The 26,704-nt window shown below is 39.5% G+C and carries 23 protein-coding genes; 17 read left to right on the top strand and 6 right to left on the bottom strand.

Annotated features, from left to right (window positions below; translation table 11 throughout):
• From tssD to QZ738_RS02165, 9 genes are all read left to right on the top strand, one after another.
• The coding region (tssD, locus tag QZ738_RS02205) for a type VI secretion system tube protein TssD (protein ID WP_293783898.1) at positions 1–191 on the top strand (191 nt) is incomplete at its 5' end.
• A gap of 343 nt (positions 192–534) precedes the next feature.
• Positions 535–2,373, top strand: coding sequence for a phage baseplate assembly protein V (locus QZ738_RS02200; RefSeq protein ID WP_293783895.1), 1,839 nt, complete (start codon positions 535–537; stop codon positions 2,371–2,373).
• Between the two features lie 2 nt (positions 2,374–2,375).
• Positions 2,376–2,549, top strand: coding sequence for a hypothetical protein (locus tag QZ738_RS02195; RefSeq protein WP_293783892.1), 174 nt, complete (start codon positions 2,376–2,378; stop codon positions 2,547–2,549).
• 71 nt (positions 2,550–2,620) lie between these two features.
• The gene (locus tag QZ738_RS02190; RefSeq protein ID WP_293783889.1) at positions 2,621–3,586 is read left to right on the top strand and encodes a DUF2931 family protein; all 966 of its coding nucleotides are present in this window, start codon (positions 2,621–2,623) and stop codon (positions 3,584–3,586) included.
• A gap of 1 nt (position 3,587) precedes the next feature.
• Positions 3,588–4,961: a DUF2235 domain-containing protein gene (locus QZ738_RS02185; RefSeq protein ID WP_293783886.1), complete on the top strand. Its 1,374-nt coding sequence runs from the start codon at positions 3,588–3,590 to the stop codon at positions 4,959–4,961.
• Between the two features lie 11 nt (positions 4,962–4,972).
• Complete coding sequence (locus QZ738_RS02180; RefSeq protein ID WP_293783883.1) at positions 4,973–5,956, top strand: hypothetical protein; 984 nt, start codon at positions 4,973–4,975, stop codon at positions 5,954–5,956.
• 16 nt (positions 5,957–5,972) lie between these two features.
• On the top strand, positions 5,973–6,458 hold the full coding sequence (locus QZ738_RS02175; protein ID WP_293783880.1) for a PAAR-like protein: 486 nt from the start codon (positions 5,973–5,975) through the stop codon (positions 6,456–6,458).
• A gap of 2 nt (positions 6,459–6,460) precedes the next feature.
• Positions 6,461–9,136, top strand: a complete 2,676-nt coding sequence (locus QZ738_RS02170) for a hypothetical protein (protein ID WP_293783877.1) — start codon at positions 6,461–6,463, stop codon at positions 9,134–9,136.
• Positions 9,137–9,220: 84 nt separating this feature from the next.
• Positions 9,221–10,084: a hypothetical protein gene (locus tag QZ738_RS02165; RefSeq protein ID WP_293783874.1), complete on the top strand. Its 864-nt coding sequence runs from the start codon at positions 9,221–9,223 to the stop codon at positions 10,082–10,084.
• Positions 10,085–10,897: 813 nt separating this feature from the next.
• Here the strand turns inward: QZ738_RS02165 and QZ738_RS02160 are convergent.
• Positions 10,898–11,791 carry a LysR family transcriptional regulator gene (locus QZ738_RS02160; protein WP_293783871.1) on the bottom strand — a complete coding sequence of 298 codons (894 nt, stop codon included), beginning with the start codon at positions 11,789–11,791 and terminating at the stop codon, positions 10,898–10,900.
• Positions 11,792–11,866: 75 nt separating this feature from the next.
• On the opposite strand from QZ738_RS02160, the gene hutH reads away from it, so the two are divergent.
• Both hutH and QZ738_RS02150 read left to right on the top strand, forming a co-directional pair.
• On the top strand, positions 11,867–13,402 hold the full coding sequence (hutH, locus tag QZ738_RS02155) for a histidine ammonia-lyase (protein ID WP_293783868.1): 1,536 nt from the start codon (positions 11,867–11,869) through the stop codon (positions 13,400–13,402).
• 18 nt (positions 13,403–13,420) lie between these two features.
• Positions 13,421–15,427: a urocanate hydratase gene (locus QZ738_RS02150; protein WP_293783865.1), complete on the top strand. Its 2,007-nt coding sequence runs from the start codon at positions 13,421–13,423 to the stop codon at positions 15,425–15,427.
• Positions 15,428–15,623: 196 nt separating this feature from the next.
• On the opposite strand, the gene QZ738_RS02145 is transcribed toward QZ738_RS02150, so the two are convergent.
• Positions 15,624–18,119, bottom strand: coding sequence for a PAS domain S-box protein (locus tag QZ738_RS02145; RefSeq protein WP_293783862.1), 2,496 nt, complete (start codon positions 18,117–18,119; stop codon positions 15,624–15,626).
• A gap of 85 nt (positions 18,120–18,204) precedes the next feature.
• On the bottom strand, positions 18,205–19,107 hold the full coding sequence (locus QZ738_RS02140) for a LysR family transcriptional regulator (protein ID WP_293783859.1): 903 nt from the start codon (positions 19,105–19,107) through the stop codon (positions 18,205–18,207).
• Positions 19,108–19,207: 100 nt separating this feature from the next.
• Here QZ738_RS02140 and QZ738_RS02135 point away from each other — a divergent pair, with 100 nt between their 5' ends.
• Positions 19,208–19,810, top strand: coding sequence for an NAD(P)H-dependent oxidoreductase (locus QZ738_RS02135; RefSeq protein ID WP_293783856.1), 603 nt, complete (start codon positions 19,208–19,210; stop codon positions 19,808–19,810).
• 3 nt (positions 19,811–19,813) lie between these two features.
• Positions 19,814–20,098 (top strand): putative quinol monooxygenase, encoded by a 285-nt coding sequence (locus QZ738_RS02130; RefSeq protein ID WP_293783853.1) that lies wholly within the window; start codon positions 19,814–19,816, stop codon positions 20,096–20,098.
• Here the strand turns inward: QZ738_RS02130 and QZ738_RS02125 are convergent, their stop codons facing one another.
• Positions 20,099–20,950: a DMT family transporter gene (locus QZ738_RS02125; protein WP_293783850.1), complete on the bottom strand. Its 852-nt coding sequence runs from the start codon at positions 20,948–20,950 to the stop codon at positions 20,099–20,101.
• 115 nt (positions 20,951–21,065) lie between these two features.
• Positions 21,066–21,413: a hypothetical protein gene (locus QZ738_RS02120; RefSeq protein ID WP_293783847.1), complete on the bottom strand. Its 348-nt coding sequence runs from the start codon at positions 21,411–21,413 to the stop codon at positions 21,066–21,068.
• A 117-nt stretch (positions 21,414–21,530) separates the two neighbouring features.
• On the opposite strand from QZ738_RS02120, the gene QZ738_RS02115 reads away from it, so the two are divergent.
• The gene (locus tag QZ738_RS02115; RefSeq protein ID WP_293783844.1) at positions 21,531–22,061 is read left to right on the top strand and encodes a superoxide dismutase family protein; all 531 of its coding nucleotides are present in this window, start codon (positions 21,531–21,533) and stop codon (positions 22,059–22,061) included.
• 128 nt (positions 22,062–22,189) lie between these two features.
• Positions 22,190–22,723, top strand: coding sequence for a biopolymer transporter ExbD (locus QZ738_RS02110; RefSeq protein WP_293783841.1), 534 nt, complete (start codon positions 22,190–22,192; stop codon positions 22,721–22,723).
• Between the two features lie 540 nt (positions 22,724–23,263).
• On the opposite strand, the gene metK is transcribed toward QZ738_RS02110, so the two are convergent.
• Positions 23,264–24,514: a methionine adenosyltransferase gene (metK, locus tag QZ738_RS02105; RefSeq protein WP_293783838.1), complete on the bottom strand. Its 1,251-nt coding sequence runs from the start codon at positions 24,512–24,514 to the stop codon at positions 23,264–23,266.
• Between the two features lie 223 nt (positions 24,515–24,737).
• On the opposite strand from metK, the gene QZ738_RS02100 reads away from it, so the two are divergent.
• Together QZ738_RS02100 and QZ738_RS02095 are read left to right on the top strand one after the other, a co-directional pair.
• A complete protein-coding gene (locus QZ738_RS02100; RefSeq protein WP_293783835.1) occupies positions 24,738–25,619 on the top strand; it encodes a diacylglycerol kinase family protein in 882 nt (293 codons plus the stop codon).
• A 184-nt stretch (positions 25,620–25,803) separates the two neighbouring features.
• Positions 25,804–26,154 (top strand): translation initiation factor, encoded by a 351-nt coding sequence (locus QZ738_RS02095; RefSeq protein ID WP_293783832.1) that lies wholly within the window; start codon positions 25,804–25,806, stop codon positions 26,152–26,154.
• The last annotated feature ends 550 nt before the right edge of the window (positions 26,155–26,704 follow it).

Raw genomic sequence — 26,704 nt, 5'->3', positions numbered from 1 at the left:
ACATCATCTTTAAAAAAGGCGAAGAAGATGCAAAAATGAAGGAACTGTCTTTCGAAGATGGTTACATTATCCAATATAACGAAGGTATTGCCGTGAATGACAATACACCGATGACTTTAAGTTTTGTGGTATCGGCGCGTAAGCTAAAACTTGGCAACGCCGAACATGAAAACGATTGGCCTAAGGCTTAGTCCCTTTATGCATATCAATTAAATTGATACGCCCCGGTTTTGTCGGGGCGTATTTAGTTCAAAGCGCCTCAAATACTATATCTAAATTATCATCAACAGCTTGTAGGGTTATCCTCGTCAGCTATTTTTACATTAAAGCTCAATGATGTCTGGCCAACGCAAATATATTGCAGTAGAAAATACTTACCCCTCTGGTAAGATTTTTGGTTTGGCATCCGCACACAAAAATCATCCGAACAGTCCTTGCATAAAAATGGAATCATTTTCATTAGAGCGGTTATGCCTTAAAACCTGGCAACCGGGATTTAATTTAAGGTAATTTTTGTGATCAAGATTAATCAATATGGAAAAGAAACTCATTGCAGAAATCAATATAGAGGATAAGGAAATTACCCATTTTGCTTCCTTTAGTCTTACACAGGCTTTTAATGAACACCATTATTTTGAGCTGCGTTTTAACCACGATCAAATGGGCGCACCCGGGCTGATCACTTTGGATGACAGCCGCGATTTCGTAGGTAAAACCTTAACCGCATCCTTTGGTCATTCGCCAGAAAAGATGCAGAATTTTAAAGGTTTGGTTTCTAAAGTCGAACTATCACAAAACCATGGTTACCATGGCGTTTTAATCGTAAGCGGTTACAGCCCGACTATTTTAATTGATCGTGGTCCCGATCTGGGCTCTTATCTGGATAAAGATCTGAACGAAATTGTAAAACTGGCTACTAAAGATACCCCCGCTAACGATTTAAAGGTGGTGGCCAATGCTGCCAGAACTTCATCTATTGATTATATTATTCAATATCGGGAAAGTGATTTTGCTTTCCTAAATCGTCTCTCAGCTGAATACCATGAGTGGTTTTTCTACGATGGAAAGCAGCTTAATTTTGGTAAGCCTAACATACAGAAAGAAATATCGTTGTTTTACGGTAGGGATGTGCAGGAAATGCAGTATGCCATGGAGATTGCCCCAATCAAAAATAAACGGTTCTCCTATAATCCAAAGCAGAATGAAATGCTGCAAAGCGAGAGTACAGGTAAGGTAGACGGTACGCCTGATTTATCACATGCCGTTAAAGCCTCTAATTTAACTTTTAGCAAAACTTTTAACCAGCCCGCTTTAATCAGGGTCGACAATAATAACGATATCAAAAACCTTGTTGAGAACGAAGAAAAGGCCAACACCAGTGAACTGTTAAAAGTTACCGCCCGGGGTGATAATGCAGGATTAAGCATCGGAAGTATTGCCGAAATTACAATGAGCCTGAGAAAGGAAATGGCTTTTACCACCGAAAGTTTAGGCAAATTTCTGATCACCAGTATCAAACACCATATCGACGAGAATGGAAAATATCACAATAAATTCGAGGGAAGAATATCCACTACTGAACGTATACTGGTAAAAAACTTCGAAAAACCGCAGCCCGATATGCAGCTGGCAGATGTAATCGATAATAATGATCCACAGGGCCAGGGCCGGATAAAAGTAAAATTTAAATGGGAATGTTTAACCAATGATGTTACCGAGTGGCTGCGTGTAGTTACTCCAAGTGCAGGTATTGGCGATAGGGGCAATAACAGGGGTTACTTCGCCATCCCGGAAATAGATGATCAGGTGATGATTGCTTTTGAAGAAGGCAATATTGCGCGGCCGGTAGTAATGGGAAGTGTTTACCATAGTTCCAGCGTAGACAGCAGTCCTTTAATTAAAAACCACCTTAAAAGTATTATCACCCGGAGCGGTCACCTGGTTGAATTCGATGATGATGCAGGCACACAGGGAATAAAAATTACCGATATCCATAATAATATCATCCATATCGATACGAAAGGCAATAATATCACCATCACTGCATTGGAGAACATGACTTTGAACTGCAAAAATATGCAGATTAATGTGCAGGAGAATATGGATGTACAGGTTGGACAAAATCAATCGACCAATGCTGGTAAGGATATTGCCACTACTGCAGGAAATAATTATTCTTTAAGTGCTGTTGGCGATGTTTCTGAAACATCAAACAACAGGACGGAGCTGGCAACAAAAGATTTTAAAAGAATCGCAGATACGTCAAACGAAATTGCTTCAGAGATTAGCATGTTTAGTGCAAAAGAAAACATGACTATGCAAAGTGGTAAAATTGTCGAGCTTAACAGTGCAGAAAAATCTAATCTTTTTTAACGATGGCAATCATAAAACAGGCAAAGAATATTACGATAGAGGTGATTCAAAAATACGAATTGCGTGTTGGCATAAAACTAGAAAAGATTGCTCAGGTAATGAATGTTGAAGCCACTTCGCAAAATTTATCATTAGCCAGTAGCAAAAAAATTGTATCAAGCGGTAACAAATCATGAGTTTTAAAAAAAACAGGTATTTATTGTTGTCGTTTATTTTATTCGCGATAACAAGTTGCAAAGGACAAAAAATGGAAGAAAAATTTGAGTGGACAGGTACGGTTTCTGCTCCGGAAGAATACCCGGTTGAAGTTTATAAAGGAGTCATAATAGCCAATGATTTTACCTATAGTTTTGATGCCATTTGGGGAACGCAAAATACAGGGTGGGGCAACGATGGGGGTATTATGAGTGTTTCTACAAAGCAAATGGAAGCACCGGATTCGTTAAGTTTTACCTGGCTATCGCTAATGGAAAAGAAATTTTATACCGGTAAATGGAAATTAGATAAGGCCCGCATTGCAAAGTTATTCCATGACGGATTTAAGGATAACCTGACCAATAAAAAAGATAACTACACGTTGATAAAAATTGGCTTGGCGCCAAAAGGTAAGGTAGTTGTATGGCTTAGCGGCCCAGGTTTCCAGACGGAAGTGGGTGCTTTTGAGGCCAATGAAACGACGATTTCAAAAGAACAGGCTTATCCCAATGCTAAGTACATGCTGGAGCCAGATTTTATCACACTTACACTGGAAGATAAAATGATTATGAAGCCGGAAATTTTAGAACGTATTAAAACTGAAGGCATGCCAGATCCAGCTATTTATGAACTTTACCGCAAAAAATACCCTTGGCATCCAAAAGTTTATTTACCCGTTGGAGATCAATTGATATTATGCTATTACAACTTCCTTAACGGTGAAGAAGAAAATCGGTTTGGAGAAGACCTGGTCACTAATCCGTACCTTTTAAGAGCTGTTCCGAAGTATATAACGTTGGTTTGGAAGAAGGAAGACGGAACGAAATATGGGCTTGAAATAAAACCTTTTGATGAAAAAGAAACAATGGCTGCTTTTGAGAAATTGAGAAACTCTGGTGAGATAGACCTGATTGTAGCACTAAGTGCAGACGGTAGAGGAGCAAAAATATCGCTAAAAAATAATACAGAAGAAATTCAGCTCAATAGGGCTAAAATCGATATTAGTAAAGTAGATTAGTATGACGAGCGTTAAATTGGGCAATTATGTGCCGAAAAACGATAGAGTAGAGTATTTAGATCTTTTTGTAGGAGTGTTTTTTGATGGAACAAAAAACAATATGAATAATTCTCAAGAGCGTAGAGCCAATACACCTACTTACCAGCGTAACGGCACAGATAGCGATAGCAGTTACCAGAATGATTGGTCGAACGTAGCCAGACTTTGGGATATTTATGATAAGAGTAAAAGCATTTATTTAGAAGGTATTGGTACTGAAGATGGGCAAAAAGATAGTCAAATGGGCTATGCTTTCGGTACTGGAAGCACAGGGATAAGGGGAAAAGTAAGAAAGGCATGTGAAAAGATTTTTACAGATAAACTGAAAGGCCCGATAAAAAGCAATGGAAAAAAGAAATTAAGAAGCATTACTTTCGATGTATTTGGTTTCAGCAGGGGCGCTGCAGCAGCAAGAAATTTTGTTTACGAGATTGGTAAAAACGAATATCGGTCAAGTACCATCACAGACCCACACACTGGGATAACGTCAAGATTTGACTCAGACGGGGAAGCAACAAGTTTAGAGGTAATGCCAGCTTGTGGGCATTTAGGCAAAATGTTTAGCGCTGCCGGACTGAAAATATCTCCCAACCAGATTAAAGTAAGGTTTTTGGGTATTTTTGATACCGTATCGTCGTATTCAAAATATTTTAGTGTATCCCCTAATTTCAACGATGTTGAAGAATTACATCTCAATCAAATTGGCCGTGCACAAAATGTTGTCCATTTTGTAGCTGAAAATGAACACCGTAAGAATTTTTCTTTAACACATACACATGTTGGTAGGGAACGGGTTTTTCCTGGGGTACACAGTGATATTGGAGGAAGTTACGAAACAGACACAGAAGTAGTATCGGAATTGGCTACCTCATGGACACTTAAAGGCAATTTAGACGCTTTTAAAGTAAAACTTATAAAAGAGGGCTGGTATAAGGAAAAACAATTGAAAGTTACCGGAGGTAATATGTACTGGGCTCTAGAAGGGACAAGGTTTATTTACAAAGAGTATAGTTATATTCCCCTACAGTATATGGCAGAGTATAGTCAAAATCATAATTTGCCACTCGCTAAAAGTAAAACCGAAACAAAATATACCATTAATGGCAATCCCCTGTTACTTAGAGTCAAAGCTACGCTTAGAGATTATGTAATGGCTAACGGAACACCATATGTTTTTTCAGCAGAATTACCCAAGGATCCTGTACGGAGGCAACAGCAGGAAGACCTTCGGATATTAAGAAACCAGTATTTGCACTGGTCTGCAGATCGAAAAAGTACTTACGGCGTCATACAACCTATGTCCCCAAATGCCGATGGTAACAGGGTTACTTATTAATACGCTCGGTTATGGAAAAAGTAACTAGCCTTTCAAATTCTGCAGCTCAGGGTAAAATTAAGCTCAATATCGATCATGCGATTGATTTTGCTCCCAGGCCACGTTCTACAAGGACCTATGGTATTACCATTAAATATTATGAAGAAGGCAATCAAGAAGCGACAAAAAGATTAGATTACCAGATCCACCTGAAGGTGAACCAATTTAGGGATGAAAATAAAGTTTGGCAGTTATGTTTTGATAAAACAGAACTTTTCATAGATCGGCACGAACCCGATTTTGTGGGCGAACAGTTAGCCAGTATGGCCATGAGCGCCCTTTATCCCTTAAAAGTTGATGTAAATTCGAAAAATGAAATATTCAGGGGAATTGTTAACCATAATGAGATTTTAGACCGCTGGAAACAGGTAGCCAAAAAAATCTCCGATAAGTATGAAGGCAAATATGCGGAACTCTATTTAGAAAAGATGGAGAAAAAGATACTAGATAGGTTCGAGCTTGAATATGCATTAAGGGCAGATATGTTCTGGAACGTGTTTTTTCATCCCCAGTATCTAAAATACGATGGTAACTTATCTCAACAGAGTACATTATTTTTTCCTGTTATAGCCTATAGGAATATGGCTTTTGAAGGTGTTCAGTCTGTTGAGCCTGACTATACCAATTATGGGACATTTAAAGTGAATTTTCACTCAGAAAGTAAACTACGTGAAGAGCAAAAAATACAAATGAGGCAGGAAGGGCCTTTAAAAATGAAATTAAATGCGGCCTTTGATTTAGATCAGAATGGAGCTTTGCTTAAACACGCGCGTGTAGATTGGGATTTATATAATAAAGAAAACGGCAAAGAGATAAGCATTAAACGTATAGCATTTTCTGCCTATGAAATCGAAAGCAACGTCCCGGTAACAGATCAGCAATCGTTAATTGAAGAGGGAAATAGCGGTTTTCCTGTTGAAAAGAAAAAAGGATTTTGGGCAAGGGTATTGGGTTAAATAAAAGAGAAGAGAAATGTCACAGAAAGAAATCATTGTACAAGATGCCACCTGCCAATGCCAGTTTGGTACCACTACCGATAAATTGAAAGTGCTTACTCAGCAAAAGCATTATGTGAACGATAAAGATGGTGCACAAAAATTAATTGCGTCTCACGTAGATATCGGAATGACTTTTGAAAAAAACACCTTTGGCCAATGTAAACTTCAGCCAATTCCGGGTGGTTTTAAACCCTGTGTGCCAGCATTAACCGAATGGAAGGGCATGTATAAAGACATGGTGTTAATTAACAGTGGACAAGTTTTGGTAGAAGATAGTAAAGGTGTTTGCACCATCAGTGGTTCACCATGTATATTTTTTGCAAAAACTGGGCAGAAAGGGCAGCCTTCTCAGCAGAATATTGATAATGCTGATGAAGAGCAACAATCGCAGATTAATCCATTGGTGAATATGAAAGAGCTTGATAAGGCTGATTTTTATGAATTTTTAAATGCTGAATAGTCATGCCAGATAAAATAGAAGATACAAGAGGATTGCAAAGCTGTTTCTGGAGGGAAAATGGCAAGCTTTATTCACTTAATAAAGGGATGGGAATTTACCTAAATGCCGAAAATAAAAACGAATTTGTAGTTGATGAAAGATGTGTAGGCGGAAAAACCACCAATCCTAAGCACACCATTGAAAATGCGAGATGGGCATTCATATATGATGTGTTTTTTCAAAGCCTGGAAAAAGCAAAACCTGGCGAGGTCACCGATAATCTCTGGGGACCATTAAGCGGTGGAACAATCCCGGTAAGTAAATACGGGTTGGGTCTTAAATATAAAGTTGGCAGCACTTTTTTATTTAATCCTTCAGGTTATAGCTATTATTATGGCTTTAAACAAAGAGTAGAACTTTTTAGCGAAAGTCCGGGTACCGGCTTTTATTTTTATGTGATACCTGTAACCAAACCGAACATCTGTTATGCCTACTTTAACAAAAGTGAAGATGTCAGACGTTACGGCGATTTTGTAAACTTAGAGATCATGCTGCATGGCTATAACTTAGATAAGAAAAACAAATATCGCGGAAAAGTATACCTATTGGAAGAAGATAAGGCGAAAGGTTTAACTGGTACAGATGATTTTAAAAAAAATAATCTGTGGAAAGAACCAAAGGTTTTTACCATATCTAGGGATGCTGGAAGTTCAAGCAATTGCAATAGCTATTATAAAACTTCTTTTCCGATAGAAATCGCTTGGAAAAAGGATCAAAAAGCAAAGAAAAACTTTACAGTAGTACTCGAAATATATAAATATCATACCGAACCTGGATTAATATACGGCACAAATGAAAAAGAAGAACGGGTAGTTTTTCGGAACTTTGCCGATGAGCCTACGACTGATCTGGTTACTTATGATGCTAAAGTATTAGGATTAAAGGATATCGACAATAAATCGTCTATTTCAAGCCGCTTTATCGTATCTGAAGAGTTGATGCCCGACTTTTTGAACAGGATTGAAGCAAAAAAAGTAAATCAGATCCAGTACATTGGTGATATCAGGTATACCAAAAAGGAATTTGATCCCTGCGGTTATTCAAAAATCGTGATCAAAGATGATGGAGATAAAGAAAGAAGTGCTTTTACCTGCTTTGATGAAGACATTTTAACCACAGGGGGGGACAAAACTGGTCAGCCGTTTTCCATCATTGCCGGAGAAAAGAGAAAAGACGTATCCATTACGGTAGAAAATTTGCATAATAAAAATGTACCGTGTAATGGCCTATTACTTCCAAGCGGACAAAAACATGATTCCCCTGACCATGTATTCTTATTGGATAGGGCCATTGCGGCAGAAAAAACAGACAAAGGCTACACTACTATTAAAGATCCTACGCAAGAGAATGATACCGATGTAATTCCGGATAAAAACAAGGCTCCTTCTGAGGACGTATCAGAAGTACAGGTTCTACAAAGTGAATTCAAAGGTGATAACCAGATTGTTTTAAAACTCAATTACATTTACAATAAAGTTTGGCTCGAAAGGAGCTTAGGGGATAACGCAGCTTCTGAATTTATGTGGATGTTCAACTATTTCTGGTTAAGCGATTCATTGGCGCAAACTTATTATCTCCCAGTTAGCACTTGCAGATACCCGAACCAAATTGCCAAAATAAAGGTATATCCAGATATGGAATGGGAGTTTAGTCTAAAGCTATCTTCCGATACGCCAGAGGTTTATTCGCACACCAATATGCCTGCCGGTGTTACTTCAAGGCAGAACAGGATAAAAACTTTGGCCGCTTCTAACAATCGCAGGTTTTTAAATGGTGAAGTATCATTCGATCTCGCTATTAAGGCAAAATCAAGTGATTTTACTAGGGAGATATCAGGCGGATATGCGGCAAAAATAGAGCCTTTTTTAAGGGCATTAATCAAGGTAAAAGAAACATTGGATGATATAACCGGCGTCACCAAAGCCAGAAATGGAATGGCGGCGAAATTGGCTTCAAAACTGCCGATAAAAATGTTGCCCATTACTTTCCAGATGGATTATCCGGTAATTTCGATTGCCGGAACCTGGAAACTTGAACCGGACAAGGAAAAAATATATAATGTAAGGAGAACAGGGACCATATCCCTTGGTTTTACCCCATTGATAAAAGGAACAGGTAAACTTGATCTAATCGCCTGTGCTGAATTTATCCCAGCTGCCGGGCAGGTAATCAAAGCAATACGTACCGCTGCCGATGTTGCTGGAATAGAAATTTGGTTTAACCTTCTTGCGTTCGGACAGATAGATTTAAAGGCAAATATAACATTGGGACAAGAGTATGGTATAGAACCCTTAGAGGCGGGTACTACTGTGGGTATCGGAGCTGAATTAGGGATCAAAGCGGCAGCTGATGTTCCAAAGATCAGTTTTAACTCACGTCCTTCGGACGAAGGTTTTGGCGTCGAATTCGAAGCATCTGCAAGGGGTGAAACCTCACTTATCTTTTCTGGTAAAACCGGTGCAAGCAACGAAGGAATGTATATTGAAGCCGGCATAGGATTTGGGGGGCTATTGGTTTATGTAACTGCAAAAGCAAAAATATGGAGGGCAAAAGTTGGGGTGGACAATGAAGCACACGAATTGGTAGAGCCTAAACCAGATATGCTTAAAGGACGTTATTACTATATTAAAAACAAATAAATGGGCAGAAAAATTATACTCGGCATCTCCATTTTAATTCAATTCTTGAATATTGGATGTCAGGCACAAAATGATAAAAAAACAATGGAACAAATTATTAGCGATATCAAATCCCAGGTAAAAACATATAGCGAGACACCAGTTTATACTGTTCAGATGAATAAACAAGGTTGCAAAATGGTGCTAGAAATGCAGGATAACGTAGATTATAGGATGGTGGAGAACAATGGCGAAAGTATGATGTTGCCGCTTAATGCAATGATTACAAAGAGCGGTCCACAAACGGCCATTGTTAAAATTTATCCAAAAGATGGAGAAGATTTTATATCCAAATATGCACATGTTAAATTAACTTTTTATCACGCGCCCAATAAAAACAGCAGGTTGTCTGATTATAAAAAAATAACAGAATTTGAACTTCCTTCCGGATTGGAGGAAAAAAAACTTCCCTATTACGAAACCAAGATCCAGTTTGCAGCCACAGTACCTTTTGATTACAGTAATGAGTTGGCCGAAGCAAAAGACCTGAAAACTGTTCCCAACATTGAACAAAAAGTAGTAAAAAAATATAATGAAATACGCAGTGCTTGTGAGAACCTTGATTCATTGGCGTACAATAAATATCTGGTGCACTCTTCGGCCTTGGTTTACAATACAACATACACTAGTAAGGAGCAGATCGCAGAAAAGGAAACTTCTGGTGATTTGCTTGCCCTTGTTGATCCGCAGGTAAAGAAAAGATCTTTTATTCCCATCCAGAACTACTCGGTTCAGTATTATGCAAGCGGAAAAATAGTAGCTTTATGGCAAAAAAACCATTCCCCTATTTTACATTTAAAAGGTGAAGTCGCTTCCTCTAAAGAAGGCTCAGAAGCGAAGTTATTTGAAGCAGGAGATCCAATTTTTTTATACATGCCAAAAGGCTCTGAGGCCCTTAAGGTTTGGTAGTAGCTAATGTTTCTCAGCCTATACTTCCAAAAAATACTTATTTAAATAATTTTTTATATTAAAAAGTATGATCGCCAAAAAAATTTCAGTTGTCTTATTCAGCTATTTCATACTTTTTAGATTTTATGCTGTTTGCTCATTATTCTATTCCTTCATTATACAGGCACCTAACAAAAGCCTAATAAGGAACACAAACGATGGTTATCAGCTGACCATTTTTCAACTCGAATTTTATTTTTTTCTTATTATTTTATATAGTTTCAGGCCGTCGCGTTTTAAAAAAACGATTGCTAAAAGCTATAAAGAGAATGGAAATGAAACAACCTCAAAAAAATCTTTTTTCTGGATTGTCTATATTGGTATGCTACTGGCCGTTTTTGGAATACCTTTATTAATATTAAAAGATTCAATAGCTGGTGTATTTGAAATAGTTACTGTAGCCAACCAGTATATTGTTGAAAGCTTTGGTTTATTGGTAATGGCCGTTATTTTTATTGGATTAAATCTGATGGGCTTTTACTACGATTTCGTAAATGCGTTTGATCATGCCAAGACTCAGTTTTTCAGGTCTTTGTTCGCGTTTATGTTAACTGTCCCGATTTCAGCTTTTTTGTATCTTATTTCAATTGTATTACAGAAAAAAGCCGACGCATTAATCATAATCTGTTTGGCCTTTAACCTTTCTTTTCTGTATCTTACATTATTAGGTTTCTGGAAACAAAGAAAATAACACGTTGGCATTAAAATTTAGATTTCAATCCGTTTCAAAATCTAAAACTTTAGCCTAAAAAGACTACTGTATTTTTGATTATATTAAACCTTATCTTTCAACAACAATTTAATCACATTTTTTAGCGCAGGGTTCCGGTTAGATTCTTTCCAGATCATATACAGTTCTGTCCGCTGCGGAATATGGGTAAGTTCTACAAATTTTACATTTTCCTGGTAGCCATATTGCAGGCCGGTCGGAACAATGGCAATGCCCAGGCCTTCCTCTACCAGTTTGAAAATTGTTAGTGCATTGACCGATTTATGATAGGTTTTGGGTTTAAAACCATGATCCTCACAAATGCTCATCATCAGGTCGTAATAAAATGGACTATCATCGCTTGAAAAGAAGATAAAAGGTTCATCGCCTAGTTTTTTTACCGCTTCATAACTGGCCTTTTTCATCGGGTGACTTTTAGGCAATACCAGCGAGAAAGTATCCTGATGGATCATGTGTTTAGAAATGCCAGGATTAAATTGCTGCATTCTTACAAAACCGATATCAAGCCTATCTTTTCCCAGTAATTCGATCTGTAGCTTATTGGGCATTTCATCCAGATTGGTACTGATTTCCGGAAAATCTTTATGCAGTTTAAAAATCACTTCAGGCACAATTTTTTGCGCGGCAGATCCTAAAAAGCCAATGCGAAGTTCGCCCTGTTTACCCTCATTGATATTGCTGATCTGTTTCTTAATGTTCTCGATATGGCCAAACAGAAAGTCTACCTCCCCCTTAAGGTAAAGCCCCGCCTCGGTAAGTGTTACTTTTTTCTTGTTCCGGTCAAATAGAGGCGCATTGAAAATTTCCTCCATTTGTTTAATCTGCCGGCTCAATCCGGGTTGCGAAATAAATAAGCGATCCGCAGCCTTTCTGAATTTCAGCTCCTCTGCCAAAACCTGAAAGTATTTTAAGTGCCTAAGCTCTATCTGATAACTCATGGTTATTGCCTGATGATGTAATTGGTATTTATAGGTATCAAATATAGGGCTTATTTTTGTTCAAAAACTGCATCTATGAGCCAACAAAAGATTTTCAATTATGGAACTGATCATTTAACCGCGAAACTGGCTTTGGCCATCAGTAAGGGTGAAGTAAAAGGCATATTAAACGAAAGTATAAGAGATAAGGTGCTTAAAAGCAGCGGGGTGGTAGAGCGAATTGCGGTTTCAGATAAGGCTGTTTATGGTATCAATACCGGATTTGGTCCGCTTTGTACTTCCATGATCTCAGCTGCAGACACAAGGAAACTCCAGGAAAACATTTTGAAAAGTCATGCTGTGGGTGTTGGTGAACCGATAGATAGCGAAATATCAAAATTGATGTTGGTGTTAAAGTTGCAAGCCCTGGCCCAGGGATACTCGGGCATCAAAATCGAAACGCTTGACAGAATGATCTGGTTCTTAGAAACCGGTGCCACTCCGGTGGTTCCTAAGCAAGGCTCTGTTGGTGCTTCTGGCGATCTTGCCCCCCTTTCTCATCTATTTTTGCCTTTAATTGGTTTAGGCAAGGTTCATTATAGAGGCGGAATTGTAGCAACAGCGGAATTGTTAAAGCAACATCATATAGAACCCATACAATTAGGCCCCAAAGAAGGTCTGGCTTTAATTAATGGCACACAGTTTATCGCTGCACATGCCGTTATGGTGGTGCAACGTTTGGAAAATGTGCTGGCATCAGCAGATATTATTGCTGCCATGATGATTGAAGGCCTGCAGGGATCAGAAAAACCTTTTCATGCACAACTGCACCAGTTGCGGCCATACCCGGCAAATATTGCTGTGGCAGAACAGGTTCGTAAACTCCTGGAGGGTTCTGAAATCATGAAATCACATGCCGATTGCGCCAAGGTACAGGATCCGTATTCTTTGAGGTGTATTCCGCAGGTGCATGGCGCTTCCAGGACTGCCTGGTTGCACTTGAAAGAAGCTTTAGAAATCGAACTGAATTCGGTAACCGATAACCCGGTGATATTTAATGATGATTTAACGATTAGCGGAGGTAATTTTCATGGTCAGCCACTGGCTTTGCCACTGGATTATGCTTGTTTGGCAGCTGCTGAAATTGGAAATATCAGCGACCGGAGAATTTATCTTTCGCTTGAGGGGAACACCCCCGGTGTGCCAAAATTGCTGATGAAAGAAACCGGATTAAATTCAGGATTCATGATTGTCCAGTATACTTCGGCGGCGTTGGCCAGTGAAAATAAAGGTTTATGTTTCCCGGCCAGTGCCGACAGTATTCCAACCTCCTTAGGTCAGGAAGATCATGTAAGCATGGGTTCGATCAGTGGGCGTAAGGCGCTGCAGGTAATCGAGAACGTAGAGAAAATTTTGGGCATAGAACTATTTTGTGCCGCACAGGCAGTTGATTACCATCATCCACTAAAACCGGGTAAAATATTGGCTGCGGTACATGATTTCGTGCGTGCTGAAATTGATCATTTTGAAGAAGACCTGATCATGTACGATAGAATGGATAATGCCATTGAGATGGTGCAGAAAGGTAAAATCGTAGCCATTGCCAACAAGGCAGCATCAGCCTTGGATTAAGAACTTAATTTTCAGATTATGGATTTTAAAGCAGAGTTATTAGCTGGCATTCCTGCAATATTGCCGGCAAAAAAGAATAGAAATCCGGCGTTGAACCACGCCCCGGTAAGGAGAGCAGTCTTAAATGCTGAAGAGAAGAAACTAAGCATCAAAAATGCTTTACGATACTTTCCTAAAGCTTGGCATCTGGAACTGGCACAGGAATTTCTGTCCGAACTTGAAAATTACGGACATATCTACATGTACCGTTTCATGCCGGATTATGCCATTTACGCCAGGCCGATAATTGAATATCCCTGTCGTACGTCACATGCGGCCGCGATCATGCTCATGATCCAGAATAATCTGGATCCCGCCATCGCACAGCATCCCGAAGAGTTGATTACTTACGGTGGTAATGGTAGCGTATTTCAAAATTGGGCCCAGTATCTTTTAACCATGCAGTATCTCGCTATTATGACTGATCAGCAAACGCTGAATATCTATAGCGGGCATCCGCAGGGATTATTTCCGTCCAATGCCGCGGCGCCCCGTGTTGTGGTTACGAATGGTATGATGATCCCTAATCATTCTTCGCCCGAAGACCTTGAAAAATTTAATGCCTTAGGCGTGACCCAATATGGTCAAATGACGGCAGGTTCTTATATGTATATTGGTCCCCAGGGTATTGTGCATGGTACAGCCATTACTTTGATGAATGCTTTCCGTAAAAAAGGGTTTTACGGAAAAGAGGTGGCTGGTAAAATCTTTTTAACGGCTGGTTTGGGCGGCATGAGTGGGGCACAAACCAAAGCAGGAAATATTGTAGGTTGCATTACGGTATGTGCCGAAATAAACCCAAAGGCTGCAATTAAAAGGCATCAACAAGGCTGGGTAGATGAGTTGATTGAGGATTTGGATGAACTGTTAAAAAGGGTTTTATTGGCCAGAAACGAAAAACAAACGGTTTCGTTAGCCTATATCGGTAATATAGTGGATGTTTGGGAGCGTTTTGATCGGGAAAATATTGACGTGACGATTGGTTCCGACCAAACCTCGCTACATAATCCGTATGCCGGGGGCTATTATCCCGTAGGCTTAAGTTTTGTTGAAGCCAATAAAATGATGGCCGAAGCACCAGATCAGTTTAAAGTTTATGTACAAGAATCGTTAAAAAGGCAGGCAAAAAGCATTAACAATCATACAGCGAAGGGAGCTTATTTTTTTGACTATGGAAATGCTTTTCTGTTGGAATGTAGCAGGGCAGGAGCTGATATAGTGGCACCAAATGGTACAGATTTTAGGTATCCATCCTATGTGCAAGATATTTTAGGGCCGTTATGTTTCGATTATGGATTTGGTCCATTTAGATGGGTTTGCGGGTCAGGAAATGAAAAGGATCTTGATTTAACCGACCGCATGGCGAAAGAAGTGATGGAAGAAATAAAGCTTACAGCACCTTCAGAAATACATCAACAGTTACAAGACAACATTAATTGGATTATAGCGGCCAAAGAAAACCGATTAGTAGTGGGGTCAAAAGCCCGGATTTTATACGCTGATGCTGAGGGAAGGGCAAAAATCGCCTTTAGATTTAATGAAGCCATTAAAACTGGCGAATTATCCGCACCGGTTATCCTGGGGAGGGACCATCACGATGTAAGCGGAACAGATTCGCCTTTTAGAGAAACCAGCAATATCTACGACGGAAGCAGGTTTACGTCAGATATGGCTATTCATAATGTGATCGGCGATAGTTTTAGAGGAGCAACCTGGGTTTCGATCCATAACGGTGGTGGTGTAGGCTGGGGCGAAGTGATAAATGGTGGTTTTGGATTGGTACTGGATGGAACTGCGCAGGCTGCTGAGAAATTGCATAACATGCTTTTTTATGACGTGAACAACGGGATCGCCAGAAGGAGCTGGGCCCGTAATAAAGAAGCCCGTTTTGCCATCGAACGCGAAATGGCACGTACAACTGATTTAAAGATTACGCTGCCAAATTTAGTCGATGAAGAACTGTTTAATGATTTGGGGTTAGCGTAGTTCTTGACGAAAGATACCTTATATTGTCATTCTGAACGCAGTGAAGAATCTTTTATGATTATAGAAAGATTCTTCCTTTCACTTAAAATGACAAATTAAATTTAATTGTGAAAAGTTTGAAACAACCATTTTTTAGAGAAACTTAATTCAATCCGTGAATATGTTTGTGATCTTTGCAGTTAAAAAAGCAGTAAATTTAACTCAAAGGCAAAGTAAAATGAAAAACAGAGCCCTTTCCTTCTTCACTTTCAGCCCAAATTCTGCCGCCATGCCTTTCCACAATTTCTGCACTCAGGTAAAGCCCGATGCCGAAGCCTGAAATAGTGTGGTTGCCCTGTACCCGGTAGTAACGTTCAAAAAGCCTGTCAATATCTTCAGGTTTTATACCGATGCCTTCATCTTTAATCTGAACTTCCACCTCAGCATCACTTAATTTACAACTTATTTCAATAGACGTTCCATTGTCAGAATATTTTATTCCGTTACTGATCAGGTTAGAAATCACATTACCGATTTTATCCCTATCTGCATGAATGTCGACCCCACAGGTAGGATGCAAGATAATCTGATGGGAAGATTGTGAAATATAAGCTTCCTCGATGGTTTCTTTCAACAGGTCATCTAAATGGAAGTTTGTTTTTTCGATCAGGAGTTTGCTGGATTCCAAACGCGATACATTCAGGAAGCCGTTGATCATGGTTGTCATTTTTCTGATCTGGCTGTTGGTTTTTTCCAAAGCCACCATGGCATAATTATCTTCATCTTTTTTAGCCTTACGCTGCAAAACCTGTACAAAGCCGTTTATGGCTGTTAGTGGTGTTTTTAATTCGTGACTAACCATTCCGATGAAATCATTCTTACGAAGTTCGTCTAGTTTTTGCTCCGTAATGTCGATAAAGAGACCAGAATACTCTGTGATATGGCCATGCTGATCTACAAATACTTTTCCAGTTGTCCTGACCCACTTGTCTTCGCCCGTAATTAAATTGGTTACCGGATATTCATTGTCGCTTGAAGAATGACTGTTTAAAGCGTTTAAAAAGGATTTTTTCAGAGTATCATGATAGTCGGAATGGACCGCATTCATGATATCCTCCATTTTTGCAGGCTCATTAAGTGGTAAGCCGAGTAGATTTTTAACGAATCCCGACATGGTAATCTCAAGTGTTTTAGGATCGATGCTCCAGGTACCCATTTTTCCGGTATCAATGGCCTGGAGTAACCTTTCTTCACTATCTGCCAATTTTTTGGTGTACTGGAGCAGGTCTTCATGGGTTTGAGCAAGTTCTTCGTTGGTTGCAGCCAATTCCTCATTTGCTGCTGCCATCTCAATATTCATATCCTGAAGTTCTTCCTGATGGAGTTTTCGCTCCGTAATATCCGGACTTACCGTAGCGATTGCCGTAATCTCCTCCGTTTCCTGATCTTTTATGGCAAAACCATTCCATTCAATCCAGAATGGATTTCCCGTTTTTTCATGCCAGAAACGGATTTCCTGTTTGAAATTGGTGCCCTGTAAAACTCCGGGTAAGAGTTTTTCGGCAACAGGTCGGTCTGCAGGGAAAATAACCTCCAGTATATTTCGGTTCCTAATATTCTCCCAGCCCAACTTTCTTAATCCGGCAGGATTTAAATATTGGATAGACATGTCTAAGCCAACTAAGGCGATAAATTCTGAACTTGCTTCGATGAGCTTATTCAAATTTAAGCGCTCCAATTCAATTAACTTTCGTTCGGTAATATCAATACAGGAACTGATGTAGCCTGCAAAAGAACCATCGGCGTGAAATCGTGGCGGAGCACTCGAAAGCAGCCATCGGTAATCGCCTTTTTGGGTCAGGATTCTAAATTCTCCGGTAAATGGCTTTTTATCGCGAAGGGCTGAAAGGTAAATATCCAGATATCGATCACGATCTTCGGGATGGATCAGGTCAGCCCAGCCAAAGGCGAGCAACGCCTCCATCGACCTCCCAGTTAAATTTGTCCAGGGTTTATTAAAATAGATCGCATTACCGAATTCATCACCAACAGTGATGAAAATATCGGTTCCCTCTGCCATGGTTTTAAAGCGTTTTTCGCTTTCCGACAGTTGGTTAAACCGTTCCAGAACTCTTAATTCGAGTTCGTTATTTAAAACATGTAAAGTCTCCTGAGTTTCCTGTAACTCTTCGTTTGTAGCTACCAGTTCTTCATTGGTTGCCGCGAGTTCTTCCACTGTAGCCGCAAGTTCTTCGTTCAGCACCTGTTCCCGTTGCAATGCTTCTTCTTTCTCCTGCTCCCGTTCTACGGCTTCACGCCTTAATACCCGCTCGCTTACATCAACCGCGGTATGTAAAATACAGATGGTTTTGCCCTCGTCATTTTTGATAGCACGATATTCAAAATCAAAATAAAAGGTCTTTAACTCCCCATCAACAATCAGGTCGGCAGCTGTATCCTTTCCCGATATCAAGAGGCCTTCAAGCCAAACCTTTCTGAACATCTCAATAAAAGGCTGCCCCTTTAATTCTGGCAGGGCGTCTTCAAGCGACTTCCCAATTACACTCCTGTCTTTGCCCCAAATTCTGAGCATTGCATCATTGGCAGTCTGTATGATGGCTGTTTCGCCTATATGAATTGCAGTTGCGGTATGAGTGTAATTAAAAACTTCTACTAATTGATCATTACTTAAAAAAGGACTGGATTGGCTCATTCTGTATTTTTACGGCGTAATCTAAAATAAATATTTTACTTAAGTTTCAAAATAAAGGACCTAAGTAACATTTCTTTAATACAAACTATATACTAACCATAACCTCTTTAAAAAGGTTTTTGATTAGGTGAATTTCTGACGCATATTGCGTGTTTTTTCTGCAGCCAAAATACAAAGTGTTGGTGAGCTTTGAAGTGCCCTCCCAAATTATCTTAATTTTCTGCTCTTCAACTTCTTTTTTGCAAAGAAAATCGGGTATAATAGCCAAACCTTGTCCGCCGGATAGGCATCGGACAATCGAATTAAGGTTAGGTACGATGTAGTTTGGCCGGAAATCGGCATGCTTACCAAAGTTAAGCTGCCAAAACCGTAACAGGTGTTCCATATCGCCCGCGGTACCGTACCATTTTTGTTGTTTTAACCAAGCCTCCGTTCCCGGCAGGTCTTTCTTTTTAACCAGTGCATCAAAAGTTTTCGCATCGGTTTCTATTCCGCCTACTAAAACAATGGTTTCGGAAGAAAAGGCTTCATGTTCTACATTGGGAGAATTGCCTTTTTGTGGGGTAATAATGAGGTCTAAAATGCCTTTATCCAGTTGATCTAACATCTCCGGATATTCACCAAAACGGATAATAACATTAAATGGCAGGGTAGAAATATATTGCTCAAGCGTAATCTGAAAAGTTTCAAAACACATGCCTACGCTAATGGTTGGAGTATGTTTCTCTGTACTTTTCTGAAAATGTTTTTCTGCATCCTCCAGTCTGGTCAGCGGTTCTGTAATAAAATTGTACAATACTTTACCCTTTTCGGTAGGAATCATTTTCCTGCCCGTACGCTCAAACAGTTTATAGCCCACGTAACTTTCTAAAGAGCTTAAATGCAAACTTACACCAGGCTGCGAAATGAATAGGCTTTCTGCTGCACCGGTTAAGGTTCCGGTTTTATAAATTGCCTTAAAACTTCTGTACCATTCTAAATTAACCATATCCGAAGTATTATAATTCTGATACAAATCTATAAATTAACTTATTTTAATAATATATGAAGGAGTGATAATTTTGTGTCATTAAATAGGGAAAAACAAAATGACAAAAATATTCATCATCAACGGCGGGCAAAAGTTTGGTCACTCAGGTGGCAGGTTCAACGAAACAATAGCTAATGCCACTTTCGATTTCTTCTCTTCACTGGACAAATTTGAGGTAAAAACAACCAATATCAATAATAATTATAATCCTAAAGATGAAGTAGAGAAGTATGTTTGGGCAGACGTTGTAATTTACCATACCCCAATCTGGTGGTTTCAGTTGCCACATGGATTTAAAAAATACATTGACGTGGTGTTTACCGAAGGTCATCAAAAAGGGATTTACATTAGCGATGGGCGCAAGGCTGACAATCCAACACGGAATTATGGTACCGGTGGTATGCTGCACGGGCGGAAATATATGGTTACATCATCATGGAATGCACCAAAAGAAGCATTTACCTTACCCGGAGAATTTTTTAAGGAAACCAGTGTGGATGATGGTGTTTTGTTCGGTTTCCATAGAATGAATGCCTTTACAGGAATGGAGCAAATAAATGGCATCCATTTTCATGATGTAGAAAAGAATGCAGATATTAGGATCGCACTTCAATCCTACCGTGAACATTTAACGCAAATTTTTTTGAACACTAAGGTATAGTATATGAGCATTTATTTAACAGCAATAGTTAAAGGCAAAAGAGAAACTGTGGCAGAATTAAGGACCATGCTGCTGGATATGGTAGTAAATTCGCGTAGAGAGCAAGCCTGTATTCAATACGATCTGCATGAGGAGGTAGATAACGACACTTTTATTTTTCAGGAGGAATGGAAAGATCAGGCGGGTTTGGACCTGCATAATAAGCAGCCTTACCTATTAGATTTTGCGGCTCAAGCCAATCGGTTAACCAAAGAGATTGTGATCTATAGAACAGAAAAGCTAGCCTGATTATTGTTTGGTGTACCTGGTGGTTAATGCAGACCCTGCGGAGGCAATTACAACAAAAGCCACAGCGAAGCACTCTTTTAAACTCAGGTATTCCTGTAAAAAAACGAGTGCTGCCAATGAAGCCATAGCAGGCTCCAGGCTCATCAAAATACTAAAGGTGCGAGGCGGAAGCTGCTTAAATGCTTTCATTTCTAGGGTGAAGGGTATGGCGCTTGATAGTAATGTAAGTGCCGCTCCCAACCCTATTAATTTAGGATTCAGCATGCCCAGACCGCCACCATAAATACCGAAAGGCAAAATGACTATTGTTGCAAATAACATCCCAATGGCAACGGCATCGCCTCCTTTCATGATCCTGGAAATTCTGCCGCCCAAAATGATATAACCTGCCCAAAAAACACCAGCCAACAGCGCCAGCAGTACACCAGTTAAATTGAGCCCGGTTCCCGTCCAGGGGGTAATTAAGATGATACCGGTAGCAGCAAGCACTACCCAAAGAAAATCGATAGGTTTTTTCGAACCAAAAATGGCAACACCCAGTGGGCCAACAAATTCTAAAGTTACCCCTAAACCAATCGGAATTCTCGCGATGGCCAGATAAAAAACCATATTCATTACGCCTAAACAAATACCATACAGGATCACATATTTCCACTGTCTGGCATTTAATTTATATAGGTTTGGTCTAAAGATAACCAGTAAAATCAACGCTGATAAACCAATGCGTAAAGATGCGGTTGCAGCAGCCCCAATTTGAGGAAAAAGGCCTTTCGCAATTGCCGCCCCACATTGCACACTGATAATAGACAGTAAAATAGCAGGTATAGGTGGAATATTGATTTTGCTCTTCATTCAGGGGTTACGTAAATGATGCGCAAAATTAGGTAATTATAAACTGCTAAAAATTTAAAATAAAAAAAGGAGAATCAGATTACGCTGTTTCTCCCTGTATGCGATATTGAGCTTATCAACAGAAAAGTTCCTGTTCATCCCTGTTTTCAGTAGGGATTTTCTTTAAAAAATCATCAAATGCCGGCCCTTCATAATCAGAGTATGTTCCGTAAGCATCTAATACATAACCAATATTTTTTTCTCTGTCTTCTATCAGATACAATACGGAGTTATCTGCAGGGTCTGAATCTCCTTCAAACCGGTAAGTTTTAACAATCGTTAAATCTTCGGGCTTATAAATTTTTCCCAGCGATTTACTTTGCATCTTACCATGATCAGACATTTTTAATTCGTTATCTTTTCCTTTCAGCCTCAATTTTTCCAAAATTTGACTTAAAGTGTTCATTTCATTTGGCTGTTCCATAGTTGTACTATTTTATAGTAATTAAACAAGTGGCGCGCAAAATGGTTTTGCCATCATTCTTTTAAAGCAAACTCAATGATTGCCCATCTGTTCTTTTTTAAACTAAAATTTAATCATATGAAAAATTATTTTTTAAGCTTAGCAATTGCAAGCATTGCAGTTGTAAGTGGCTGTGCCAAAAACGATAAAGAAATTGCTCAGGCTACGTTAACCGAAACGGCTGACAATACCAAAACCATCGGAACAGCAAAGTTTTATGAATTGAGTGATGGAAAAATTAAAATGGATATTGAAATGAATTTCGCGGCACGGGCAGATAGTAATGTGGCGGTACATTTTCATGAGCATGGCGATTGCGGCAATATGGGCGAAAATACTCACGGCCACTGGAACCCAACAAAAGAGGCCCACGGCAAATGGGGATCGGCAGCTTACCATAGTGGCGATATTGGCAATATCATGTTAGATGCTAAAGGCCATGCCACACTTTCAGTTACCACTGATCGATGGAGTATTAAAGATGGAGATGTTAAAAATATTATTGGCAGGGGAATCATTGTACACGGAGGTACAGATGATTATACCACGCAACCTACGGGCAACTCCGGACCGCGCGTAGGTTGTGGCGTAATTGAAGCGGTGAAGTAATGATATTAAGATGGTCATCCGGATAGTTATCAGAGCCAAGAATGCTTTTCCCAAGCGGTTAAATTTTAGCCGCTTTTTTTATGCAATTTGGAGGGGTTTGTCATCATCATTAAAAAACCTGAATCATTATGGCAACGCTAAACGAATCTCAAAGCGGCAAGGCTGCAAAAGGAAAAACCAAAAAACCAACGCCAAGAGTAGATCTTACCGCAATGGTAGATCTTATGTTTCTGTTAACTACATTTTTTATGCTCACTACAACGCTGAGCCGGTTAAATGCTGCAGATATTGCAAAGCCAGTTAATGAGCATGATATTGATCTTGCTCCATTCCCCGAATCGCGTACCATGACTATCGTACTGGGTAAAGATAATAAGGTTGTTTCTTATATCGGTACTATCGAAAAGGCCAATATGAAAATGATGCCTGTGGCAGATCTCCAAAAAGAAATTTTGGCGAATAAGCTATTGGTTGCAGCTACCCATCAGCATAATCCATCAAAGCATATGATTGTAATCATCAAACCAGGTAAGACAGCCAGGTTTCAAAACTTTGTAGATGTGGTTGATGAAATGAAAATTGCAGATATTAAATCTTACAGCATAGATGATGAGCATTTCGATGATAAAGAGTTATTGTTTATGAAGAATAATCGACTTTAATGTTTTTATTGTTTGTGGTGTCGGATGTTGCCATCCGACACAAGATCGGCATAGTAGAGAGAAAAGATAAATATTATTTGTAGTTTTTTGGAAAGCAAATGCAGTAGCTTTTTTTAATGCCTGTCCTGCTTTTTGCTTCAATCTTTTTTGACTTCACTTTAACTGCGGTAAATGTTCATTGAGGGTAGCAAAAAAGGATTTTCGCGTCAATCCCGTTTAGATAGGTGATGTTTTAGCTCCTATTGCCGGAAAACAACAGTGCTTCAAGTATCTGCTTTTGAGGGAAGATTTTCTTCCTAAGAACCACCTGCCTCACTTAAATAAACCTGACAGGAGCGATCCGGATGTAAAGTCGGGATAAAGCGGATGGCGGGGCTTTCGGAACCAAAGCATGACGACCCCTGCTTTTCAAAAAACAGTCTTACTGCGGTTTGTAAACCACTAAATTTACAGCTGGGAAAATTTAGCTGTAAGTTGGCAAAATAAAATAGGCGTTCTGCCATGTTGCAAAACGCCTATTTATATCATTTATTTAAAAAGTTAAATGGCAAAAGCAGCCTTAACCTGATCTACGTAATCTAATTTCTCCCAGGTAAACAAATCAACTGAAACCGTTTTTTCTTCACCGTTTGGCGTTCTGAAAGTTTTGGTAACCGTTTCTGGGGTACGGCCCATGTGTCCATAAGCTGCAGTTTCACTGTAAATCGGGTTTCTTAATTTTAAACGTTGCTCAATAAAATAAGGACGCATATCGAAAATCGACTCCACGATTTTAGCGATCTCGCCATCTGTTTTACCAACTTTACCTGTTCCGTAAGTGTTGATATAAATACCCATTGGTTTAGCCACACCGATGGCGTAAGATACCTGAACCAAAATTTCATCAGCGATACCGGCAGCCACCAAATTTTTAGCGATATGGCGGGTAGCATAAGCAGCACTTCTATCTACTTTACTTGGATCTTTACCAGAGAAAGCTCCGCCTCCGTGGGCGCCTTTACCACCGTAAGTATCCACGATGATTTTTCTACCGGTTAAACCCGTATCTCCATGCGGGCCACCGATTACAAATTTGCCGGTTGGGTTAATATGGTATTCGATTTGATCATTAAACAAGTGTGCATATTGCGGATTGTTTTTGATGATGCGCGGAATTAAAATGTTAACCAGGTCAGTTTTGATTTTAGCCAGCATGGTTGCTTCTTCGTCAAAGTCATCATGTTGTGTAGAAATCACAATGGCATCAATGCGAACAGGTTTATTGTTATCGTTGTACTCTAACGTCACCTGGCTTTTGGCATCCGGGCGTAAATAAGTGATTTCATTATTTTCGCGACGTAAAACAGCTAGTTCCTGTAATAATTTATGAGAAAGGTTTAGTGCCAAAGGCATATAATCTTCAGTTTCGTTTGTTGCATAACCAAACATCATACCCTGATCGCCCGCGCCCTGTTCTTCTTTGCTGCTTCTATCTACACCCTGGTTAATATCTTGCGATTGCTCATGTATAGCAGATAAAATACCGCAAGAGTTAGCCTCAAACATGTATTCGCTTTTGGTATAACCAATTTTCTTGATTACATCACGTGCAATCTGCTGTACATCTAAATATGTTTTAGATTTTACCTCACCCGCCAAAATAACCTGACCCGTAGTAACCAAAGTTTCGCAAGCTACTTTTGATTCTGGATCGAAAGCCAAAAAGTTGTCAATTAATGCATCCGAAATTTGATCGGCGATTTTATCTGGGTGACCTTCAGAAACAGATTCTGATGTAAATAAATATGACATTTATTAAATAATTAATGATAAATAAACAAATTGATGATTGCCAAACCCCTTGGAAGCAGGTGTTGAATTGATTGAAAGGAGGCATTAGCAATTTTTTTAAGTGGTTGCAATCCGGTCCCGAGGTATCGGGATAGCAAATCAATCCACTTTTTACTGTCGCAAAATTAGCATATTTTCTTTATTTCAAAAATTATAGATTATTTTGTGCACTCAATCTTACACTTTGCACACAAAGATCAATATTCTCTTTATCATCAACCCTATCTCTGGTGGGCGGGGGAAACGGCGTATTCCCGATTTTATAGACAAATACCTGGATAAGGAAAAGTTTAGTCCCAATTTTGTTTTTAGTGAATATGTGGGGCATGCCGGCGAACTGGCAGACGAAGCCGCTACAAAAAATTTCGACGTAATTGTTGCAGCCGGCGGTGATGGTACCATAAACGAAGTAGCTACAAAAGTATTAAAGCATGATAAAATTCTGGGGATTTTGCCCTTAGGATCTGGCAATGGCCTTGCCCGTTTTTTAAATATTTCCAAAAACTTAAAGTATGCGCTTTCCATTATCAATAATTTCAAGATTGATGAGATTGATACGGCTGAGTTTAACAAAAAATGTTTTTTCAACCTGGCGGGAATGGGCTTTGATGCTCACCTGAGTGCTATTTTCTCGAAAGATAAAAAACGTGGGCTGTCGGGCTATGTAAAATTGGGTTTTAAGGAGGTTTTTAATTATAAACCACAAACCTATCAGCTTGATATAGATGGAACAACTTATACCCGAAAAGCTTTCGCCATCAGCATTGCCAATTCATCGCAGTATGGAAATGATGTGTACATCGCGCCCAATGCCTCGGTAAAAGATGGGTTTTTGGATGTTTGCATTATTAAACCTTTCCCCATAATAAAATTACCATTATTGGGTTATGTTATGTTAAATGGGAAAGCCGAAACATCAGATATGATTGAGATTATTAAAGGAAAAAACATTAAAATTATAAGAGAAATGGCCGGTGCGGTGCACGTAGATGGCGAACCTTTGCAAATGGGTGTTGAGATTGAAGCGGTGGTGAATCCACGCTCTTTGAAAGTAATTGTTCCATAGCTAAGTTTGGAGTTGAGGGTTTGGAGTGGATTACCCGATTGACCAGCTGTTACCATAGACTATTAACCATTAACCAACAACAGAATTAGTTTTCAGCAACATACAACAATTAAGCCATACAGTTAACCGATTTCAGCAATTAACCAGTTCACCCGTATTCCATCTTCCATAATACATTATAACCATGAAATCAAAAAAAAATAGTTTAAGTGACCTTGGCGGAATTATGTATTCTACCAATCCGGATTTCGAATATCAGGAAAAGGTTGACGATACCGTTACTGCCCCGAATAATCAGCAGGATTTAAGGGTGATGCTGGATAAAAAGAATCGTGGCGGTAAAGCGGTAACCTTAATTACTGGTTTTCGGGGCCGTTCGGAAGATTTAGAGGTGTTGGGGAAAATGTTAAAGACGAAATGTGGTGTAGGCGGCTCAGTTAAAGACGGCGAAATCATGATCCAGGGTGATGTGCGTGATAAGGTGATGGGCATTTTGCAAAAAGACGGCTATAAGGTAAAAAAGGCAGGGGGATAACAGAGGAGCTGTCATCCTGAAGGATAATTTATTGTATAAAAGCAATATGATTGACAGATAAATTTTAACAGGTAATATCTCTCAGGGAATCGTCATTCCCAATCTGATTGGGAATCCTAAGGTGCTTGCGTTAAGGTTAGCCTCACTAAGGGCTTTGTGTTTCTCCTCACAGGCGACAGTGGCGGCCACATTTGGATTTTCTCAATGGAAGCACAGCCAAAGATCTTTTTTTCGCTTGAAACCCGCAAAAGTCTTCGACTCCGCTACCATTGACGTTAATTTCTAATGATTAGTCACTTATAAAATATGCATTTCCATCCAACAAGGCCTTCGCACTGGGTCTCCGTTCTACTTAAGTCCGGCCTAACAAATTTTTCGGACTCCACCGACCAAGCCCTATTACTGGCTTCGAAAGAAAAATTTTCAGCCGGTGTTTTTTGTTTCTTTTTGACATCAAAAAGAAAGAGCCCTTCGGCGGCGGCGAGCCGAGGCAAGGCTTAGCCCTGGGGCAAAAAAAGAAATGTATACGTCATTTATATTGATTTTTATA

Origin of the sequence: uncultured Pedobacter sp. (assembly GCF_913776295.1) — a bacterium.
Lineage (GTDB): Bacteria > Bacteroidota > Bacteroidia > Sphingobacteriales > Sphingobacteriaceae > Pedobacter.
This window is presented reverse-complemented; position numbering and strand designations above follow the sequence as displayed.

What these genes read in the sequence shown, in the direction of transcription:
- QZ738_RS02195 (WP_293783892.1), top strand. Translation starts at nt 2,376, where the DNA reads ATGGCAATCATAAAACAGGCAAAGAATATTACGATAGAGGTGATTCAA.
- QZ738_RS02165 (WP_293783874.1), top strand. Translation starts at nt 9,221, where the DNA reads ATGGAACAAATTATTAGCGATATCAAATCCCAGGTAAAAACATATAGC.
- QZ738_RS02120 (WP_293783847.1), bottom strand. Translation starts at nt 21,413, where the DNA reads ATGGAACAGCCAAATGAAATGAACACTTTAAGTCAAATTTTGGAAAAA.
- QZ738_RS02140 (WP_293783859.1), bottom strand. Translation starts at nt 19,107, where the DNA reads ATGGTTAATTTAGAATGGTACAGAAGTTTTAAGGCAATTTATAAAACC.
- QZ738_RS02170 (WP_293783877.1), top strand. Translation starts at nt 6,461, where the DNA reads ATGCCAGATAAAATAGAAGATACAAGAGGATTGCAAAGCTGTTTCTGG.
- QZ738_RS02095 (WP_293783832.1), top strand. Translation starts at nt 25,804, where the DNA reads ATGAAATCAAAAAAAAATAGTTTAAGTGACCTTGGCGGAATTATGTAT.
- QZ738_RS02150 (WP_293783865.1), top strand. Translation starts at nt 13,421, where the DNA reads ATGGATTTTAAAGCAGAGTTATTAGCTGGCATTCCTGCAATATTGCCG.
- QZ738_RS02200 (WP_293783895.1), top strand. Translation starts at nt 535, where the DNA reads ATGGAAAAGAAACTCATTGCAGAAATCAATATAGAGGATAAGGAAATT.
- QZ738_RS02175 (WP_293783880.1), top strand. Translation starts at nt 5,973, where the DNA reads ATGTCACAGAAAGAAATCATTGTACAAGATGCCACCTGCCAATGCCAG.
- QZ738_RS02110 (WP_293783841.1), top strand. Translation starts at nt 22,190, where the DNA reads ATGGCAACGCTAAACGAATCTCAAAGCGGCAAGGCTGCAAAAGGAAAA.
- QZ738_RS02125 (WP_293783850.1), bottom strand. Translation starts at nt 20,950, where the DNA reads ATGAAGAGCAAAATCAATATTCCACCTATACCTGCTATTTTACTGTCT.
- hutH (WP_293783868.1), top strand. Translation starts at nt 11,867, where the DNA reads ATGAGCCAACAAAAGATTTTCAATTATGGAACTGATCATTTAACCGCG.
- QZ738_RS02130 (WP_293783853.1), top strand. Translation starts at nt 19,814, where the DNA reads ATGAGCATTTATTTAACAGCAATAGTTAAAGGCAAAAGAGAAACTGTG.
- QZ738_RS02180 (WP_293783883.1), top strand. Translation starts at nt 4,973, where the DNA reads ATGGAAAAAGTAACTAGCCTTTCAAATTCTGCAGCTCAGGGTAAAATT.
- QZ738_RS02185 (WP_293783886.1), top strand. Translation starts at nt 3,588, where the DNA reads ATGACGAGCGTTAAATTGGGCAATTATGTGCCGAAAAACGATAGAGTA.
- QZ738_RS02115 (WP_293783844.1), top strand. Translation starts at nt 21,531, where the DNA reads ATGAAAAATTATTTTTTAAGCTTAGCAATTGCAAGCATTGCAGTTGTA.
- QZ738_RS02160 (WP_293783871.1), bottom strand. Translation starts at nt 11,791, where the DNA reads ATGAGTTATCAGATAGAGCTTAGGCACTTAAAATACTTTCAGGTTTTG.
- QZ738_RS02135 (WP_293783856.1), top strand. Translation starts at nt 19,208, where the DNA reads ATGACAAAAATATTCATCATCAACGGCGGGCAAAAGTTTGGTCACTCA.
- QZ738_RS02145 (WP_293783862.1), bottom strand. Translation starts at nt 18,119, where the DNA reads ATGAGCCAATCCAGTCCTTTTTTAAGTAATGATCAATTAGTAGAAGTT.
- metK (WP_293783838.1), bottom strand. Translation starts at nt 24,514, where the DNA reads ATGTCATATTTATTTACATCAGAATCTGTTTCTGAAGGTCACCCAGAT.
- QZ738_RS02190 (WP_293783889.1), top strand. Translation starts at nt 2,621, where the DNA reads ATGGAAGAAAAATTTGAGTGGACAGGTACGGTTTCTGCTCCGGAAGAA.